17 protein-coding genes are annotated in these 16,273 nt (G+C 71.0%); 4 read left to right on the forward strand and 13 right to left on the reverse strand.

The genetic code is table 11. The features are described 5' to 3' along the window. Positions 1 to 603: a PH domain-containing protein gene (locus tag CTE05_RS07920; protein ID WP_186814778.1), complete on the forward strand. Its 603-nt coding sequence runs from the start codon at positions 1 to 3 to the stop codon at positions 601 to 603. A gap of 23 nt (positions 604 to 626) precedes the next feature. Here CTE05_RS07920 and CTE05_RS07925 read toward each other — a convergent pair whose 3' ends face one another. The 3 genes from CTE05_RS07925 to CTE05_RS07935 form a co-directional block, all read right to left on the reverse strand. Continuing rightward, positions 627 to 1,703, reverse strand: a complete 1,077-nt coding sequence (locus CTE05_RS07925) for an ABC transporter permease (protein ID WP_146845581.1) — start codon at positions 1,701 to 1,703, stop codon at positions 627 to 629. Then, positions 1,700 to 3,220 carry an ABC transporter permease gene (locus tag CTE05_RS07930; RefSeq protein ID WP_146845582.1) on the reverse strand — a complete coding sequence of 507 codons (1,521 nt, stop codon included), beginning with the start codon at positions 3,218 to 3,220 and terminating at the stop codon, positions 1,700 to 1,702. Before CTE05_RS07930 ends, CTE05_RS07925 begins: the two co-directional genes overlap by 4 nt. A gap of 189 nt (positions 3,221 to 3,409) precedes the next feature. Further along, entirely contained in the window at positions 3,410 to 5,248 is a 1,839-nt protein-coding gene (locus CTE05_RS07935; protein WP_146845583.1) for an ABC transporter family substrate-binding protein, read from the reverse strand. A gap of 366 nt (positions 5,249 to 5,614) precedes the next feature. Here CTE05_RS07935 and CTE05_RS07940 point away from each other — a divergent pair, with 366 nt between their 5' ends. After that, positions 5,615 to 6,079 (forward strand): nitroreductase family deazaflavin-dependent oxidoreductase, encoded by a 465-nt coding sequence (locus CTE05_RS07940; RefSeq protein WP_146845584.1) that lies wholly within the window; start codon positions 5,615 to 5,617, stop codon positions 6,077 to 6,079. Then, positions 6,076 to 6,624 (forward strand): GNAT family N-acetyltransferase, encoded by a 549-nt coding sequence (locus CTE05_RS07945; RefSeq protein WP_146845585.1) that lies wholly within the window; start codon positions 6,076 to 6,078, stop codon positions 6,622 to 6,624. The genes CTE05_RS07940 and CTE05_RS07945 overlap by 4 nt, the downstream gene beginning before the upstream one ends. On the opposite strand, the gene CTE05_RS07950 is transcribed toward CTE05_RS07945, so the two are convergent. After that, positions 6,615 to 7,340: a class I SAM-dependent methyltransferase gene (locus CTE05_RS07950; protein WP_146845586.1), complete on the reverse strand. Its 726-nt coding sequence runs from the start codon at positions 7,338 to 7,340 to the stop codon at positions 6,615 to 6,617. The genes CTE05_RS07945 and CTE05_RS07950 overlap by 10 nt on opposite strands. Positions 7,341 to 7,417: 77 nt before the next feature. On the opposite strand from CTE05_RS07950, the gene CTE05_RS07955 reads away from it, so the two are divergent. Next, on the forward strand, positions 7,418 to 8,707 hold the full coding sequence (locus tag CTE05_RS07955; protein WP_146845587.1) for a lactate 2-monooxygenase: 1,290 nt from the start codon (positions 7,418 to 7,420) through the stop codon (positions 8,705 to 8,707). A gap of 57 nt (positions 8,708 to 8,764) precedes the next feature. Here CTE05_RS07955 and CTE05_RS07960 read toward each other — a convergent pair whose 3' ends face one another. The 9 genes from CTE05_RS07960 to CTE05_RS08000 all read right to left on the reverse strand — a co-directional run bounded on the left by CTE05_RS07960 (position 8,765) and on the right by CTE05_RS08000 (position 16,210). Beyond that, positions 8,765 to 9,700 carry a sugar phosphate isomerase/epimerase family protein gene (locus CTE05_RS07960; RefSeq protein WP_186814779.1) on the reverse strand — a complete coding sequence of 312 codons (936 nt, stop codon included), beginning with the start codon at positions 9,698 to 9,700 and terminating at the stop codon, positions 8,765 to 8,767. Between the two features lie 128 nt (positions 9,701 to 9,828). Beyond that, positions 9,829 to 10,167 (reverse strand): hypothetical protein, encoded by a 339-nt coding sequence (locus tag CTE05_RS07965; protein WP_146845589.1) that lies wholly within the window; start codon positions 10,165 to 10,167, stop codon positions 9,829 to 9,831. Then, positions 10,164 to 11,264, reverse strand: a complete 1,101-nt coding sequence (locus tag CTE05_RS07970) for an eCIS core domain-containing protein (RefSeq protein ID WP_146845590.1) — start codon at positions 11,262 to 11,264, stop codon at positions 10,164 to 10,166. The genes CTE05_RS07965 and CTE05_RS07970 overlap by 4 nt, the downstream gene beginning before the upstream one ends. A 109-nt stretch (positions 11,265 to 11,373) precedes the next feature. After that, on the reverse strand, positions 11,374 to 11,679 hold the full coding sequence (locus CTE05_RS07975) for a hypothetical protein (protein WP_146845591.1): 306 nt from the start codon (positions 11,677 to 11,679) through the stop codon (positions 11,374 to 11,376). 30 nt (positions 11,680 to 11,709) lie between these two features. Then, a complete protein-coding gene (locus tag CTE05_RS07980) occupies positions 11,710 to 12,138 on the reverse strand; it encodes a hypothetical protein (protein WP_146845592.1) in 429 nt (142 codons plus the stop codon). Positions 12,139 to 12,301: 163 nt separating this feature from the next. Continuing rightward, entirely contained in the window at positions 12,302 to 12,643 is a 342-nt protein-coding gene (locus CTE05_RS07985; protein ID WP_186814780.1) for a hypothetical protein, read from the reverse strand. 163 nt (positions 12,644 to 12,806) lie between these two features. Beyond that, positions 12,807 to 13,880, reverse strand: coding sequence for a redox-regulated ATPase YchF (ychF, locus tag CTE05_RS07990; protein WP_146845594.1), 1,074 nt, complete (start codon positions 13,878 to 13,880; stop codon positions 12,807 to 12,809). Between the two features lie 27 nt (positions 13,881 to 13,907). Further along, complete coding sequence (locus CTE05_RS07995) at positions 13,908 to 15,467, reverse strand: hypothetical protein (protein ID WP_146845595.1); 1,560 nt, start codon at positions 15,465 to 15,467, stop codon at positions 13,908 to 13,910. Further along, on the reverse strand, positions 15,443 to 16,210 hold the full coding sequence (locus CTE05_RS08000; protein WP_146845596.1) for an ABC transporter ATP-binding protein: 768 nt from the start codon (positions 16,208 to 16,210) through the stop codon (positions 15,443 to 15,445). Before CTE05_RS08000 ends, CTE05_RS07995 begins: the two co-directional genes overlap by 25 nt. Positions 16,211 to 16,273 lie beyond the last annotated feature (63 nt).

The following is a 16,273-nucleotide window of genomic DNA, read 5'->3' on the forward strand; positions in this document are numbered from 1 at the left end:
GTGCGTCCCACTCTTACGTTCTCGTCGGGCTACGGCCGTGTGCTCACGGTCGCAGCGGGCGTCGTCGCCCTCGGAGCCGTGGTCGCCGTGTGGGTGCAGGACGGCGCCGGCGAGGTGCTGCGGGCGCTGCCGCTGGCCGGCGGGGTCGCCCTGGCGATCTGGGCGCTGTTCTGGCGGCCGGCGGTCGTCGTGAGCGACGGCGGCGTGCTCGTCCGCAACCCGTTCCGCAGCACGCACGTGCCGTGGCCCACCTACCGCGGGCTGACCGTGCAGTGGTCCCTCGTGGTGCACACCACCGACGGCGACGTGACCGCCTGGGCGGCACCGCGGTCGAGCGGGACCGCCGCCCGCATGCGCCGTTCCTCCGACGACCCGGTCGTCGCCGCGCCCACGCAGGACGCGCGCCTGCCCGCCACCGCGGAGGACGTCGCGGCTGCGATCGACGCCCGCCACCGCGAGCTGACCGACGCCGGCTTCCTGCGCGACGCGGAACGAGCCCGCACCGCGGGCGGCATCCGTCCCGAGCGCCACTGGCACGTCGCGACCATCGCGGCGCTCCTGGCGCTCACCGTCGCGGCCGTGGCCGTGCTGGCCACCGCCTGAGGCGCTCGCTCGGGTCGGCACGGTCACAGCCCAGCCAGCTTGCCGGACGAGGGCGGCAGGTTCGAGTTCAGCGCGCTCGCCGCGGAAGCGTCCACCTTCATGGCCTTGGCCATCTTGCGCTCCGACGGGATGCGCTTCTGACGGGGGTCGAACGCGTCCCGCAGGCCGTCGCCGATGAAGTTCACGCTCAGCGCGATGATGACGATGAAGATGCCGGGCCACCAGAAGAGCCAGGGCCGGGTGGAGAAGGCCTGCTGGTACTGCTGGATCATCTGACCGAGCGAGATCGCGGGCGGCTGGATGCCGAAGCCGAGGTACGACAGCGCCGTCTCCAGCAGGATGGCGGAGCTCATCAGCAGCGTGGTGCTCACGATGATCGTGCCGACCGCGTTGGGCAGGATGTGCTTGAAGATGATCCGGCGGCTGCTGGCTCCGGCGACGCGCGCCGCGTCGACGAACTCCCGCTCGCGCAGGGCGAGGAACTCGCCGCGCACCAGCCGGGACAGCGTGGTCCACAGGATCAGCCCGAGCGAGACGGCGAAGATCGGGGCGCTGATCTGACCCGACAGCTTGCCGATGACCGCACCGATGACGATCGTCGGCACGGTGATCACCAGGTCGGTGAACCGCATCAGCGCGGTGTCGCGTCCGCCGCGGTAGTAGCCGGCGACGGAGCCCACGAGGACGCCGATCACGCCGGCCACGAGGCCGATCACGAACATGACCATGAGCGACGTCTGCACGCCCTCCATGACCCGGGCGAAGATGTCGCGTCCCAGCTCGTCCTGGCCGAACGGGTGGTCGCCCACGGCCGGGGGGAAGACGCTGAGCGTCGGGGACCCCCCGGGGTTGGACATCGGGTTGCCGGTCTCGTAGCCGGTCCACATCCACCAGCCGGGGATCGGTCCCAGGCCCACGGACGTGACGGCGAGCAGGATCGTGAAGCCGAGGGCGCCCAGGCCGACGAGCGCGCCCTTGTGCCGGAAGAACCGCCGCCGGACGATCTGGCCCTGGGACAGCCCGACGACGTCCTGGAGCTCGATCGCGTTCTCGACGGTGTCGCCCGACGCGGGGGTCTCGGGGTTCGTGGAGGTGCTCATGCGTCCAACCGGATTCTCGGGTCGATCGACGCGTAGACGATGTCCGCGACGATGTTGGCGATGATGGCGAGGGTCGCCGTGATGAGGAGGTACCCCATCACCGGTTCGATCTCGGCCTGCTCGAGGGAGCGGACGAACAGCTGGCCCATGCCGGGCCGTGCGAAGACCGCCTCGGTGATGACCGCCCCGCCGATGAGCGTGATGATGTCGATCGGCACGATCGTCGCGAGCGGGATCAGCGTGTTGCGGAACCCGTGGCGGACGACGACGGCGCGCTCCGGCAGGCCCTTGGCCCGCGCGGTGCGGATGTAGTCCTGGCTCATCACCTCGAGCATGCTCGACCGCGAGTACCGCGTGTACGCGGCGAACGCGATGAGCACGAGCGTCGCCGTCGGCAGCAGCAGGTGGGTGAAGGAGTCGAGCACGCCGACCCAGTAGTTGCCGCCCAGGTTCGGGGTGCGGTCACCGAAGGTCGGGATGGGCCGCCCGCTCAGCGCGCGGAAGTACGGCGGCCAGACCTGCATGACCTGGTCGACGTAGATGAGCCCGCCGGTGATGAACGCGACCGCGGCACCCGTGCGCGCGGAGATGCCCCAGTCCGGACCGCCGTAGAGGCGGCCGATGAGGAACCCGACGGCCATCGCGAGCACCGCGAACCCGAAGATGATCCAGTTGTTGACGTCGATCGAGTCGAAGACGACCTGCATCGGCAGGTACAGGGCCAGCCCGACACCCACCGTCGTCAGCCCGGTCCACATGGCGCGGCGGTTGTGCACGCCCGCGAACACGGCGGCGATGGCGACGGCCGAGCCGCCCGCGAGGATCAGCAGCAGGAGGGGGCCGATCTGCGGACGCTCCCACCAGCCCGAGAGCTGCAGGTAGGTGAACATCGCGAACGTCGCGGCGAACGCGACCCCGAAGACCTGCCACCGGCGCGCGGCGCGCCCGCCCACCGCGAGGGACCAGAACAGCCCGGCGAGCGCCGAGATGCCGGCGATGACGGACCAGGCGATGACCGGGTCCTTGAGGAAGTCGTTGAAGCCGATCGCGGCCCACTGCTTGAGCAGGACCGCGACCCAGAAGGAGGGCAGCGAGTAGAGCAGGAACGACAGGAAGATGATCCCGTAGTCGAAGCCGCTGTACTGGCGCAGCGCGCTGACGATGCCGACGGTGACGCCGACCACCAGCGACAGGACCGTCGCGGCGGTGACGAGCTGCAGCGTCGACCCGATGGCGTGCGCGAGCAGGTCCCCGACGGCCTGCCCCGAGCGCCAGGCGATGCCGAAGTCACCGGTGAGCAGGTTGCCGAACCACTGGAAGAACCGGACGACGACGTTGGTGTCCAGGTTCAGCTGGTCGATGCGCGCGTCGATGAGCTGCTGCTTGTTCGGCGCCGTGCTCTCGAGCAGGTCCTGGAGCGGGTCGATCGCGCGGTCGACCAGCAGGTACATGAGGAAGAGGGCCACGAGGAGAGTGGCCAGTCCCGCCAGGATGCGGCGGAGGAGGAAGTTCAGCACGGGTGGGCTACCTCGCTGGGATGGGGCACCACGGATCGGGGGGATCGTATCCCTGCGGCGACCGCGGTCCGGGGTCGAACGACCACAGGCACGTCACCGGGGCGCCGAGACTCGTGGTGCCGGCGCCCCGGTGACGTCTGACCGGGTGGTTCCTCCGCCGGGCTCAGCGCCCGGCGGAGGAACCGTGGATCACTCGGCCGCGGCCTCGCCCGCGGTCCACTCCCAGAAGCCGTAGAAGATCGTCGGCGCGATCGTCAGCTTCGAGACGTTGCCGATCTTCTCCGGGTTCCAGGCGGTGACGCCGGGGAACTGGAAGATCGTCACACCGAACGCGTCGTTGACGAGCTCGGTCTCGATCTGGGCCAGGAGCTCCTCCTGGTCCGACTGCTCCGTGGCGACCTGGAGCTCGTCGAAGAGCCCGTCCACCGTGGAGTTGGAGTAGCCGTAGAAGTTGTTCGTCGCACCGGTGCGGTAGTTCGCGTCCGAGTCGGTGACGGCGGTGGAGGTCGACTGCCAGCCGAAGAGCGCTGCGTCGTAGAAGCTCGTCGCGTTCGAGAGGTCCGTGCCCCAGTCCGTCTGGACCTGGTAGGGCTGGACGTCGAAGCCGGCCTGGGCGGCCGACGCCTTGATGAGCTCGTACTCGTTCTGACGGCGCGTGTTCTCCGGGTCGAAGAGCAGGCGGACCGTCACGGCCGGCACGCCGGCCTCGGCGAGCAGGGCGGTGGCACCGGGGATGTCCGTGGCGAACGCCTCGGCCTGGCCGTTGGCCTCGACGATGGTGTCGTACATCGGCGAGCCGGCGACCTGCGTGTAGGAGTTGCGGAGCTCCGCAGTCGGGTCGAGAGGCTTGATCAGGTTCTCGAGGATCTGCTCACGCGGGATGGTCTTGAGGAACGCCTGGCGAACCTTCTTGGCCTTCTCCGCGTCGCCGCCGTAGGTCGCCGGGTCGAACGGACCACCGTTGGCGAACTGCAGGTCGACGTGCTCGTACGTGCCCTCGGGGCCGGACTCGACCTCGAGGCCCTCGATGGCCTCGACAGCGGTCTTGACGTCGGCCGTGGCCTGCGGGTTGATGAGGTCGACCTCACCGTTCTGCAGGGCCTGGACCTGGCCCATCGGGTCGCCGTTGTAGCGGACCGTCACCTTGTTGAAGACCGGCTTGTGGTCACCCTCGTAGGTGTCGCTCGCCGTCAGGGTGATGAACTGGTCCTGCTCGAACTCCGTGATCTCGTACGCGCCGCTGGTGACGAGGAGGTCCTCGTCGGACGGCATCGAGGCGAAGTTCCAGTCGGTGCTCCACGACTTGGCGATCGGCGAGAGGTCCTCGACGTTCTCGTCCTGGATCGCGGCGACGAGCGCGTCGGTCGCCTCCTCGGCGTCCTCGATGCCGAGGGCGCGCTGCGCGACGATGTGCGCCGGCAGGTTCATCGAGATGGCCGTCGACCAGTCCGCGAACGGCTTGGTGTAGGTCAGCGTGATGGAGTCGCCGTCGATCTCCGGCGTCTCCTCGACGAGGGCCATCGCGGGCGAGGCCGCGTCGAAGTAGACACCAGCGTCCAGGGCGTCCTGGTTCGTGATGTTGCCCTCTTCGTCGTACTCCGCCTCGACGTTGTTGAACTTGCCGCTCTGCGCGGCCCACTCCAGGAGCAGGTCGGCGGGGCCGGCGGGCGTGCCGTCGGACCACTTCGCGGTGTCGGCGAACGTGTACTTGATCTGCAGCGGGTCGTCGGAGACCTTCTCGTAGGTACCGAAGGACTCGTCCTGCACCAGGTTGAGGTCCGCGTCGTAGTACCAGAAGCCCGAGTTCAGCAGGTACAGGATGACGTTGTTCGCCGTGGCGTTACCCGTCGTGCTGTTGCCGTTGGCCGAGTAGAACGGCTGGTTCCAGGCGATGTTGATCGACGTCTCGGTGTTGATTCCCGCGTCGTCGGTCTCGTCGTCACTGCCGCCGCCGCTGGAGCAGGCCGCGAGGGCGAGCACACTCGTCGCGGCGACCGCTGCGAACGCGGCCTTGCGTGTGATCCTCAATTTTCCTCCCGAGAAGGGTGGTGGGCTCTGTGGTGGTGGGCCGGTGGAAACCGACCAGCACGCGGTCCAGAGATCCGCCGGGGTGTGGCGACACGGTAGTCAAGCGAATAGTGGACAAAACGGACAGTTCACGGAGCGCAACCCGATTGTTACGCGATTGATACTGAGCGGTACGTCTCACCATCTGGAACCGCCCGCGTAGCGCGCCGCATGTTTCTGGTGCGTTACATGAGCCACGCCCACGGACAGGACCATCAGACACCATCCGAGAGGGTCGTGCTATAGCAACGCGCTCGACGCACGGACATACCGCCCCACCTGCGCGTCTGCCGTCCGTCGCACGTCCGGGTCGAGGACACTTCTCGGATGGGCTTCACCGCACTCGTCCGCCGGCTCGGGCGCACCCGCTGGTTCGCCCGGATCGGCCGGACGACGTCCAGCATCGACCGGCGCCTCCACAAGGCCAGCCGGGGCCGTCTCAGCGTCCTCGGCCGGCCGACGCTCCCCCACCTCGTCCTGACGACGACGGGACGGACGACCGGGCAGCCGCGCGAGGCCGTCCTCCTGTACGCGGTCGACGGCGACGGCTGGGTGCTCATCGGATCGAACTGGGGGCAGGAGCGCCACCCGGCCTGGTCGGGCAACCTCCTCGCGGACCCGCGCGCGACCGTCACCGTCGAGGGCCGGACGACACCCGTCGTCGCGAGCCTCGCCGACGCGGACGAGCGCGCCCGCCTGCTGCCTGCGCTGCTCGCCGTGTGGCCCGCGTACGCGGACTACGCCGACCGCGCCGACCGCGAGCTGCGCGTGTTCCGCCTGGCCCGGGCATGAGCACCCCGCTCGTCCTGCCGACGCTCGTCGGGGACGCGGTGCGGCTGCGCGGCTTCGGCCCCGCCGACCTTCCGCTGGTCCGCGAGGCGACGACGGACCCGCTGATCCCTCTCATCACGTCCGTGCCGGCGTTCGGCGACGACGACGCGTGCCGGGCCTACCTGGCCCGACAGACGGACCGCCTGACGTCCCGTGCCGGGTACGCGTTCGCCGTCGCAGAGCGCGGCACCGACCTCGCCGTCGGGCACGTCTACCTCGGGCTGCGCGACCTCGACCTCGGCCGCGCCACGGTGGGGTACTGGATTGCCCGCTCGCAGCGCGGACGCGGGCTGGCCGGGGATGCCCTGCGCACCCTGGTGCGGTGGGCGGTCACCGTGCCCGGCATCGACCGGCTCGAGCTCTACGTCGAGCCGTGGAACGTGGCGTCCGCACGGACGGCGGTGAGCGCGGGCTTCGTCCGCGAAGGGCTGCTGCGGTCGTGGCAGAAGGTCGGCGACGAGCGCAAGGACATGGACATGTACTCCGTCGTGAGCCCTCAGGTCTGACGGGCGACGAACACCAGCTCCCGGCCCGGACGATCCGGAGCGTCCCGGACGTCCACCACCTCGAAGCCTGCCCTCTCCAACGACTGCTCGACCGTCCGCCGGTCCCGGAACCGCAGCGTCGAGTGCGACGTCAGGACGGCGCCGTCCGACGCGAAGACCCACGTCGCGCGGAACGTCACCAGCTCTCCGCGGACCTCCGTGACCTCGGTCCACGTCTCGACCTGCCCCACCCCGTCGACGTCGGTGACCGCGTGCGTCGCCGCACGCGTCCACTCCCGCCAGGCCTCACGCTCCGGGACGCGGGTCTCGACGACCAGGTGTCCGCCCGGAGCCAACGCGCCGCGGAGGGCGTCGAGGGTCGCCGCCCACTCCTCGTCGGTCACGAAGACCTGCGCGACGTTCCCGGTCATGGTGGCGACGTCGGCGCCCACGGCTCCCACCGTCGTCGCGTCTCCGTGCACCCATCGGACGGCATCCGCTCCGGGCTTGCCCCGCGCCACGTCGAGCGACGCCTCCGCCGGGTCGACGCCCGTCACGTCCAGCCCCCGGGCCGCGAGCATCAGCGCGAACGTCCCGGTGCCGCAGCCGACGTCCAGCACGCTGCGGGCGCCGAGCTCGTCGACGATCGCCACGTACACGTCGAGGTCGCCGCGGTCCGGGTCGAGCGGGTCGTAGAGCTGGGCGAGGCGCGGAACCTCGAATCCCTCGTCGGCCATGCGCACGACGCTAGGCCGCGCACGGGCTCCCGGTCACGACGTTTCCCGCTCCGCGGGGCAGTGCCAGACTGCAGGGCGTGAGCGACGACGCCGACCACGGGACCGCCGCCGTCGGCCGCGCGGTCCAGTCCCGCATCTACCGCGCGGGGGTGTTCGGCCGGCGGCCGGTGGTCCCCGTGGAGCCCAAGGCGCTGGAAGCCGCCGCCCGCGCCCGGATGAGCGACGTCGCGTGGGCCTACGTGGCGGGCGGCGCCGGCCGGCAGCGCACCGTGCAGGCCAACCGCGACGCGTTCGACCGGCACCGGATCGTGCCGCGCGTGCTCGTCGACGTCGAGCGCCGCGACACGTCGGTCCGGTTGTTCGGTCGCCCGCTGCCCGCCCCGCTGCTCTTCGCGCCGATCGGGGTGCTCGAGCTGGCGCACCGGGACGCCGACCACGCCGTCGCACGCGCGGCGCGCGCGCTGGGCCTGCCCCTGGTGATCTCGTCGCAGGCCTCGGTCCCGATGGAGGACGTCGCCCGGACCCTCGGGGACGCGCCGCGCTGGTTCCAGCTCTACTGGAGCAAGGACGACGACGTCGTGGACTCCTTCGTCTCGCGCGCGGAGGCGATCGGCAGCGAGGCGCTCGTCGTCACGCTCGACACGCACGTGCTGGGCTGGCGCACCCGCGACCTCGACCTCGCCTACCTGCCGTTCGCGCGCGGTGAGGGCATCGCCCAGTACACGAGCGACCCGGCGTTCCGGCGGCTGGTCGAGGCGCGGAAGCCCTCCGACGAGCCCACTTCCCGCCCGACGCCGTCCGCTGTGCGCGCGCTGCACTCGATGGCACGCCACTACCCCGGCCGGACGCGCGACAACCTTCGCTCGCCGCTCCCCCGAGCCGCCGTCGAGACGTTCCTCGACGTGTTCTCGCGGTCGTCGCTCACCTGGGCCGACCTGGCACGGCTGCGCGAGCGGACGTCCCTGCCGATCGTGCTCAAGGGCATCCAGCACCCGGGCGACGCCGCGCTCGCGCTCGAGCACGGCGTCGACGGGATCGTCGTGTCCAACCACGGGGGGCGGCAGGTCGACGGTGCGATCGGCTCGCTGGACGCCCTCCCTGCCGTGGTCGACGTGATCGGTGGTCGCGTCCCCGTGCTGTTCGACAGCGGCGTCCGCAGCGGCGCCGACGTGGTCACAGCGCTCGCCCTCGGCGCGACGGCCGTGCTCGTCGGCCGACCCTGGGTCTACGGACTGGCCCTCGCCGGCGCCGACGGTGCCCGCGCGGTCATGCAGCACCTCTGGGCGGAGCTCGACCTGACCATGGCGCTGTCCGGGGTGCGGTCCGTCGACGAGATCGGGCCGCACCTGCTCACGGCGTCGTCGTAGCCGGCCGGGAGCCCCCCAGGTCATCAGCGGGCAGGGAGACGGGCCAGGCCGAGCGCCTCAGAACCTCACGCGGTCGAGGTAGTCGAACCCCACCTGGGCGGCCTCGAAGGGGTCGAACGTCGGGTCGCCGAACCGCGGGTCGTGCTCGACGACGTAGTACCGCGTGCTGCCACCCGCGGCACGGAAGATCGACGGGAAGTCGATGATGCCCTCGCCGACGATCTCGATCCGGCCCGGGAACGCGCCGGCCGCCATGTCCTTGACGTGGAACAGCTTGATCCGGTTGCCGTACCGCTCGATCACGTCGATCGGCTCGTCGATGCCGCCGCCGTTGGTCGCCCAGTACAGGTCGAGCTGGAACACCACGTTCTTCGGCTCCGTGTACGCCATGAGGATGTCGAAGACGGTCCGGTCGCCGAAGACGGTCTCGAACTCGATGTCGTGGTTGTGCACCATCAGCGTCTGGCCGTGCTTGCGGGCCACGGCGCCGAGCTCGTCGAGGTACTCCGCGTAGGCGATCCACTCCGCCTCGGTGGTGTAGACCGGCGGGAAGATCGGGGTCGACCCGGAGCCGAAGAACGTGATCCCCAGCGTCCGGTTGTCCCGCAGGATCTGGCCGATGTCCGCCGGGTTCTCCGGCGTCCCCACGTCGACGTGCCTCGCGGACGCCTTGAGCCGGTGCTCGTCGAGGAGCGCACGGTACTGCTTCGCCGTCAGCCCGCTCAGCGTGAACGGCTCGACGTTCCGGTACCCCATCTCACGCAGGCTCCCGAGCACCTCCTCGGTCCTGGCGACGGTGGCCGCGTCCGTGCCGAACCCGATGTACTCGGCGAACGTCCAGAGCTGGACCGAGATCTTGCTCGTGGGTATCCCTCTGCCGTGCCGGTCCGGCGGCGACGCCGACGCGGACACGGCGCCCACGACGACGAGGCCGAACGTGACCAGGGCGGCAGCGATCAGGCCGCGCAGCCCACGGGTCCACTGTCGAGTCATGGATTCCATCGGAGCCTCCCGAGGCGCCACGCTCGAACGTCCGACGGGCGTCGTTGCCCGTGCATCGTTCGAGTTCTTGGCACAGTAACCGCCCCTCGCACCGACCGAAAGCCGGGCGGGGACCCGCGCTACTGCTCGGCACGCCACCGCCGCCACCGCTCGGCGACGGCGGGGCGCTGGGCAGGGTCGACGTGCGTGGAACCGTCGGCCCTGATCTCGACGGCCAGCCCGTTCCAGGTGGGGAACGTCTCGTTCGGCCCGCCGGCGAGGCGGGTGAGCAGCACGTGGGCCGTCACGAAGGTCTCCGTGCTGTCCAGCGCGTCGAGGAGGGCAGGCACGTCGCCCTGGTCGACGTCGACCGCGCGGCCCTCCTCCTCGGCGGGCAGCCGTGGCAGCAGGCCGAGGTCCGTGCCGTCCCAGTCGACCGCGCCGCCGGCCAGGGCGAGCGCGACCGCCTCCGCACTCACGGCGTGCCCTTCGCGGCAGGCTTGCCGACAGCCGGGGCGCGGGGCGGCGTGACGACCTTGCGGCGGACGTTCTGGTAGTTGCCGTTCACCACGTCCCAGGTGACCTCCACGACGTGCCCGTCCGGGTACGTGTACGGGATGGTGACGGTGAAGTTGGTGTCGTCCTTCACGTTGGTGAAGCTCTCCGTGCCTCGCGTGCCGCCCACCGCCGTACCCTCGGCGGCACTGGCCGTCGCGTGCGCGGGACCGAAGTCCTCCCCGTGCACCTGCTTGCGGTACTGCTCGAGGATCTCGTGCGCCAGCAGGCTGCCGCCGGTGCGTCCCATCCCGACGCCCACCGACCCCTGGCTCCCCAACGCCGCGACGTCGTCGAGGTCGACCCTCGACAGGGCGAAGTTGCCCCCGAGCACCCGGGCGTCCGACGCCCGCGCAGAGGTCTGACCGTGGATGAACTCCAGCCTCGTGTCCTTGGCGTCCCCGCTCACCAGCTGGATGACCCGGACGAGCTCCTGCGCCTCGGGAGTCAGCGGCCCCTGGACGTTCGTCCGCTGGATCGTCACCTCGCCCGTCTTGCCCACCACCACCTCGAACTGGACCGCGATGATGCCGTTGGCGGCCGCCGCGAAGTCGGCCGCGCTGCCGGCGGCGAAGAGCTTGCGCTGGATGAGCGGCCGTCCCGCGCGGCTCTGCTGGGCCACGTGCGCGAGCTCGTGCGCGAGGAGGTCGCCGCCGTGCGTCCCGGTCTCGTCCCTCCCGAGGTAGATGTCGTTCCCCACCGTCATCGCCGAGGCGCCCAGGGCTCCCGCGACCGCCGCACCCCGACGGTCGGCGTGGACGCGCACCCGCGAGAAGTCGTGGTGGTACCGCTGGCCGAAGAACTCCTGGGACGGGCGGTCGAGCGACCCGTCGACCTGCCCGCCGAGGCCGGTCCGCCGGGGAGCGAGGCCCCGCACCGCCGACGCCGCCGCGTCCGCGTCCCGCTCGTGGGCGGGGTCGTGGTCGACCGCCTGCGCGAACCGGGCGCGCACCCCGACGACCGGCGCGCTCCGGTCCGTCGCGCGCGCCTCAGGTGCCGGGCGGGTGGCGAACTCTCGCATCGTGCGCTCGATTCCCGGCTCCGTGGATCCGCGAGGTGGAGCCGACGACAGGACGCTACGCCCCGCGACATCACCGCGGCATCACGGCCACGTCACTGCTCCCGGGGGATCAGTCCCCGAGGAACCACAGGTAGCGGTGGACGCGCTCGGTCGCGACCGCCATCAGTCGTTCGAGCTCGTCGAACATCGCAGCGCTCTCCGCGTCGGTGACCTTCTCTCGAAGGTGCTCAAGTTCGCCCGGCAGCTGTCGCCTGATCTGATGACGGTTGAAAACCGTGTTTCCGTAGGCGTCCACCCCGATCAGGAGCGGGGTGTCACGCAGACTGAGGACGCCGCTCGGCACCTTCCACGCGATCCAGCCCGACCCGTCGACTCGTTCGCCTGCCTCGTTGCGCACCCACATGCTGATCGGCATGCCGGATTGTCGCACCGCGCGACGACAGACCTACGAGCTGAACCACGTCGGCAGGACGCCGCGCCGCTCGAGCTCGAAGATCGCGAGCTGCCGGCGCTGGTGCAGGTTGATCGAGTACACGAACGTCCTGTCCAGGGCCTCGGCCTCGAACGCGCGGGCCGACTCGTCGCGGGCCTGGAGCTTGGCCTTGTCGGCGTCCACCTGCGCCTGCATCTCCTGGAAGGCGTCGCTGCCCGGCCACTGGTTCGCGAGACCCGTGAGACCAGCCGTGACGGACTCGAACAGGGCCGCGTGCTTCTGCGCGTCCGAGATGGACGTGATGGGCCCGCCGATGCGCTCGATCTCCTGACGGACGCGCTCCGAGAGCGTGTCGATCAACGGCAGGAGCGCGAGGAGCGCGCTCGTGTCGAGCGTTGCGTACAGACGTTCCACACTCGCGAGGTCCTCGGCCTGGGTCATGTCCGCGAGACTACGGCGCCCAGGTCGGGGCAGACCGGCTCGGTGCGGCGTCGGGCGGAAGTCACCCGCTCGAACCGGGGCACACCAGGACAGCCGACGAAGGTTCACCCGGTCGACGCGCAGCCGTTCCCGACGGTGGACCGGACGTTCACCGCCGTCCGGTCTAGCGGGCGTCCAGAACCGGAGGACGCTCCAGGGCGACGAGCGGTTCCTCCGGGAAGTGGCGGCCGAATCTCGCGTGGGCGAGGTCCTCGATGAACAGGTAGCCCCAGGTGGAGCCGACCATCGGGTCGAGATCGTCGCCGCCGATGAGGCCCGCGAGGCCGCCGTCGAGCTCGAGAGGACGATGGCCGACCAGCGCCCCGCCGGACTCACGGACGGTCTTGACGTGGGCGTGGCCCCAGTCCAGCACCCCGGCCCCGGCGATCGATGCCGCGGTCGGAGGCTGCGGCTCGCACCAGTCCAGGAGGGCGACGGCGATGCTCCGGTTCGGCGCTCCCGGCATCGTCCCGACCGCCAGGACACGGCCGCAGCAGAACCAGCCTCCGCGCCGGAGCGGGATCGACCAGAAGTCGCCGGGCCGGACGTGCGCCGTCGACCGAGGGTCGAAGGGAAAGTCCGGCCTCGGCCGTGCCCGTGGCGTCGCGTCGTCCACCGTGCTGCCCCTGTCAGACGTTGAAGCGGAACTCCACCACGTCGCCGTCGGCCATCACGTAGTCCTTGCCCTCGATGCGGGCCTTGCCGGCGGCGCGGGCGGCGGCGACGGACCCCGCGGCGACGAGGTCGTCGAACGAGATGACCTCGGCCTTGATGAAGCCCTTCTGGAAGTCCGTGTGGATGACGCCGGCGGCCTGCGGTGCGGTCCAGCCCTGGTGGATCGTCCAGGCGCGGGACTCCTTGGGACCGGCGGTCAGGTACGACTGCAGGCCGAGCGTGTGGAAGCCGACGCGAGCCAGCTGGTCCAGCCCGGCCTCCTCCTGGCCGCTGTCGGCGAGCATCTCCTTGGCCTCGTCGGGCTCCAGCTCGACCAGCTCGGACTCGAACTTCGCGTCGAGGAAGATCGCGTCGGCGGGGGCGACCAGAGCGCGGAGCTCGTCCTGCATCGCGGTGTCGGCCAGACCGGCGTCGTCGGTGTTGAAGACGTAGATGAACGGCTTGCTCGTCATGAGCTGCAGCTCGTCGAGGTGCTCGATCTTCTTGCCGCTGGCCGCGAGCGTCTGGCCGGTCTCGAGGATCGCGAACGCCTCCTGCGCGGCAACGAGCAGGCCGGCGTCCGCCTTCTTCGCGCGGACCTCCTTCTCGAGGCGCGGGATCGCCTTCTCGAGGGTCTGCAGGTCGGCGAGGATCAGCTCGGTGGCGATGATCTCGATGTCGTCCTTCGGGTTCACCGCACCCGAGACGTGCACGACGTCGGGGTCGGCGAAGACGCGGGTGACCTGGCAGATCGCGTCCGCCTCGCGGATGTTGGCGAGGAACTTGTTGCCCAGGCCCTCACCCTCGCTCGCGCCCTTGACGATGCCGGCGATGTCGACGAACGACACGGTCGCGGGCAGGATCCGCTCGGACCCGAAGAGCTCCGCGAGCGTCTCCAGCCGGGGGTCGGGCAGCGGGACGACGCCGACGTTGGGCTCGATCGTCGCGAACGGGTAGTTCGCCGCGAGGACCTGCGCGCGGGTCAGCGCGTTGAAGAGGGTGGACTTGCCGACGTTGGGCAGGCCGACGATGCCGATGGTGAGTGCCACGTCGGGGAAGTCTACGGGGGCCGTCCGTCAGGCGAACGCCACGATCTTGCTCAGGAGGCTCGGCCCGGTCCGGTCGAGCGTCCGGCCGCCGACCCGGACGCCGACCGTGAGCAGCACGGACCCGAGCACCAGGCCGACGACGAGCGTCACCCACCCGAGCACGACCGAGCCGCCCCGGACCGACATCAGCGCCAGGATCATCTCGGGCAGGCACAGCGCCATGACGGCGAGCCAGCCGACGAGCTGCGAGACGACCGACGCCGTGGAGGCGCCCTGCTTCGTCTGGAACGGGTTCTCGCCGGGCAGCTGGACGGGGTAGACGACGAGCGCGGACAGGACGCTCGACCCGCCGAGCGACGTGAGCAGGACCCCGAACGACAGACCGAGCAGTGCCGGGATGGTGTGCGGCTGGTCCGCGACCAGCGCCGAGGCGACCACGAGGACCGTGACTGCGGGCACCGCGATGACCCCGGCGGCGATGACGCGACCGAGCCGGTCGGCCGTGCCGCGCAGGGGTGCCGCGACGTGCGTCCAGAACGCCGTGCCGTCGTAGGCGACGTCGGCCGAGATCCCCCAGCCCATCAGGTAGGCGGCGATGGGACCGATCAGCAGGACCACCCCGCCCCCGGGACTGACGATGTACAGCACGATGGCGAGCACTGGTACAACAGCCACGGCGAGCGCGTAGCGCGGGTCGCGGGCCCAGTACGTGAGGCAGCGAGCGGTGACGGCGCCGAGCGGCGTGGCCGGCAGGCGGTCGAACCAGCCGAGGCCGCGACCCTTCGACGAGACCTTCTGGTGCGCGGGGTTGACCAGCGCGTGCGCGAGGGCCCGGTCCCACACGAACGCCACGACGGCGATCGTCGCGACGGCGATCCCGAAGCGCGCCGCAGCCAGACCCCACTGCCCGTCGGCCACGTCCGCGGGGACCGCCCAGACCGCGCCGAACGGCGTCCACGACACGGCGTCGGCCACCTGCTGGAGCAGGTCCTGCGTGATCGTGGTGCCCGAGGTCACGCGACCGATGACGGGTCCGACGACGATGATCGGCAGCACGGCGACCCCGGCCATCACCTCACGGAAGCGCCGGCCCGTGACCAGCGTGGACGCGGCCGACGTCGTCGCCCGGGCGCCGATCACGCACGTCGCCACCGCGAGCACCGAGCAGACGACCCCGACGGCGAGGGCGGCGGGCGTCCGCCACCACACGCCGGCCATCGCGAGCGCCGCACCGACCGTGACCACGCCGGGCACCCCGATGACCCCGCCGAGCGCCAGGCCCGTGAGCAGGGACCGTCGCGGGATCGCGAACGTGACGAAGCGCGCCGGGTCGATGGTCGAGTCCAGGCCGAACGCGATGAGCGGCACCACCCACCAGCCGAGGACGAGCACGGAGCCGAGGAGCACCGTGACCAGGCCTCGGATGTCGGGCTCCTGCACGCTCAGCACAGCCATCGAGCCCACGACGATCGCCAGGGCACCGAGGCCGTACAGCAGGGCGACGACGAGGCCGACGACCTGCCACACGCTGCGCCGCAACGCGTTGCGGAGCAACGTCAGCTTCAGTCGGACGAGGTGCGCAACCACGCCAGACCCTCCCCGCTCACGCGCCCGCCGACGAGGTCGACGAACCGGTCCTCCAGGCTGCCGTCGCCGCGGACCTCGTCGATCGTGCCCGCCGCCAGCACGTGGCCGGCCGCGATCACCGCGACGTGGTCGCACATGCGCTGGACCAGGTCCATGACGTGCGACGACACGATCACGGTCCCGCCCGAGCGGACGTACGAGCCGAGGATGTCCCGGATGTTCGCCGCGGACACCGGGTCGACCGCCTCGAACGGCTCGTCGAGCACGAGCAGCCGGGGCGCGTGCACCAGCGCGCACGCGAGGGCGACCTTCTTCGTCATGCCCGCCGAGTACTCGACGACGAGCTTCGTCGCGTCGGCGGTCAGGTCGAGGGCGGCCAGCAGGTCCGTGGCGCGGGCGGCGACGGTCTCGCGGTCGAGTCCCTGCAGCAGCCCCGCGTAGGTGATGAGCTGCTCACCCGTCAGCCGGTCGAACAGTCGGACGCCGTCGGGCAGCACGCCGAGCATGGCCTTGACCTCGATGGGGTTGGCCCACAGGTCGTGCCCGTGCACGAGCACGGTGCCGAAGTCGGGCTGCAGCAGGCCCGTCGACATCGACAGCGTCGTCGTCTTGCCCGCTCCGTTGGGGCCGACGAGACCGTAGAACGAACCGGCCGGGACGACGAGGTCGATGCCGGAGACGGCGATCTTGTCACCGAACTTGCGCCACAGTCCGCGCAGCTCGAGAGCGGGTGCGTTCGACATCGGACCACCGTAGGCGGCGCGACCCTCGGATGCCTCCTCCTCCGGTGGGATGTCGGTAGGTGC

This window comes from Cellulomonas terrae, assembly GCF_007990265.1.
GTDB classification, from domain to species: domain Bacteria; phylum Actinomycetota; class Actinomycetes; order Actinomycetales; family Cellulomonadaceae; genus Cellulomonas; species Cellulomonas terrae.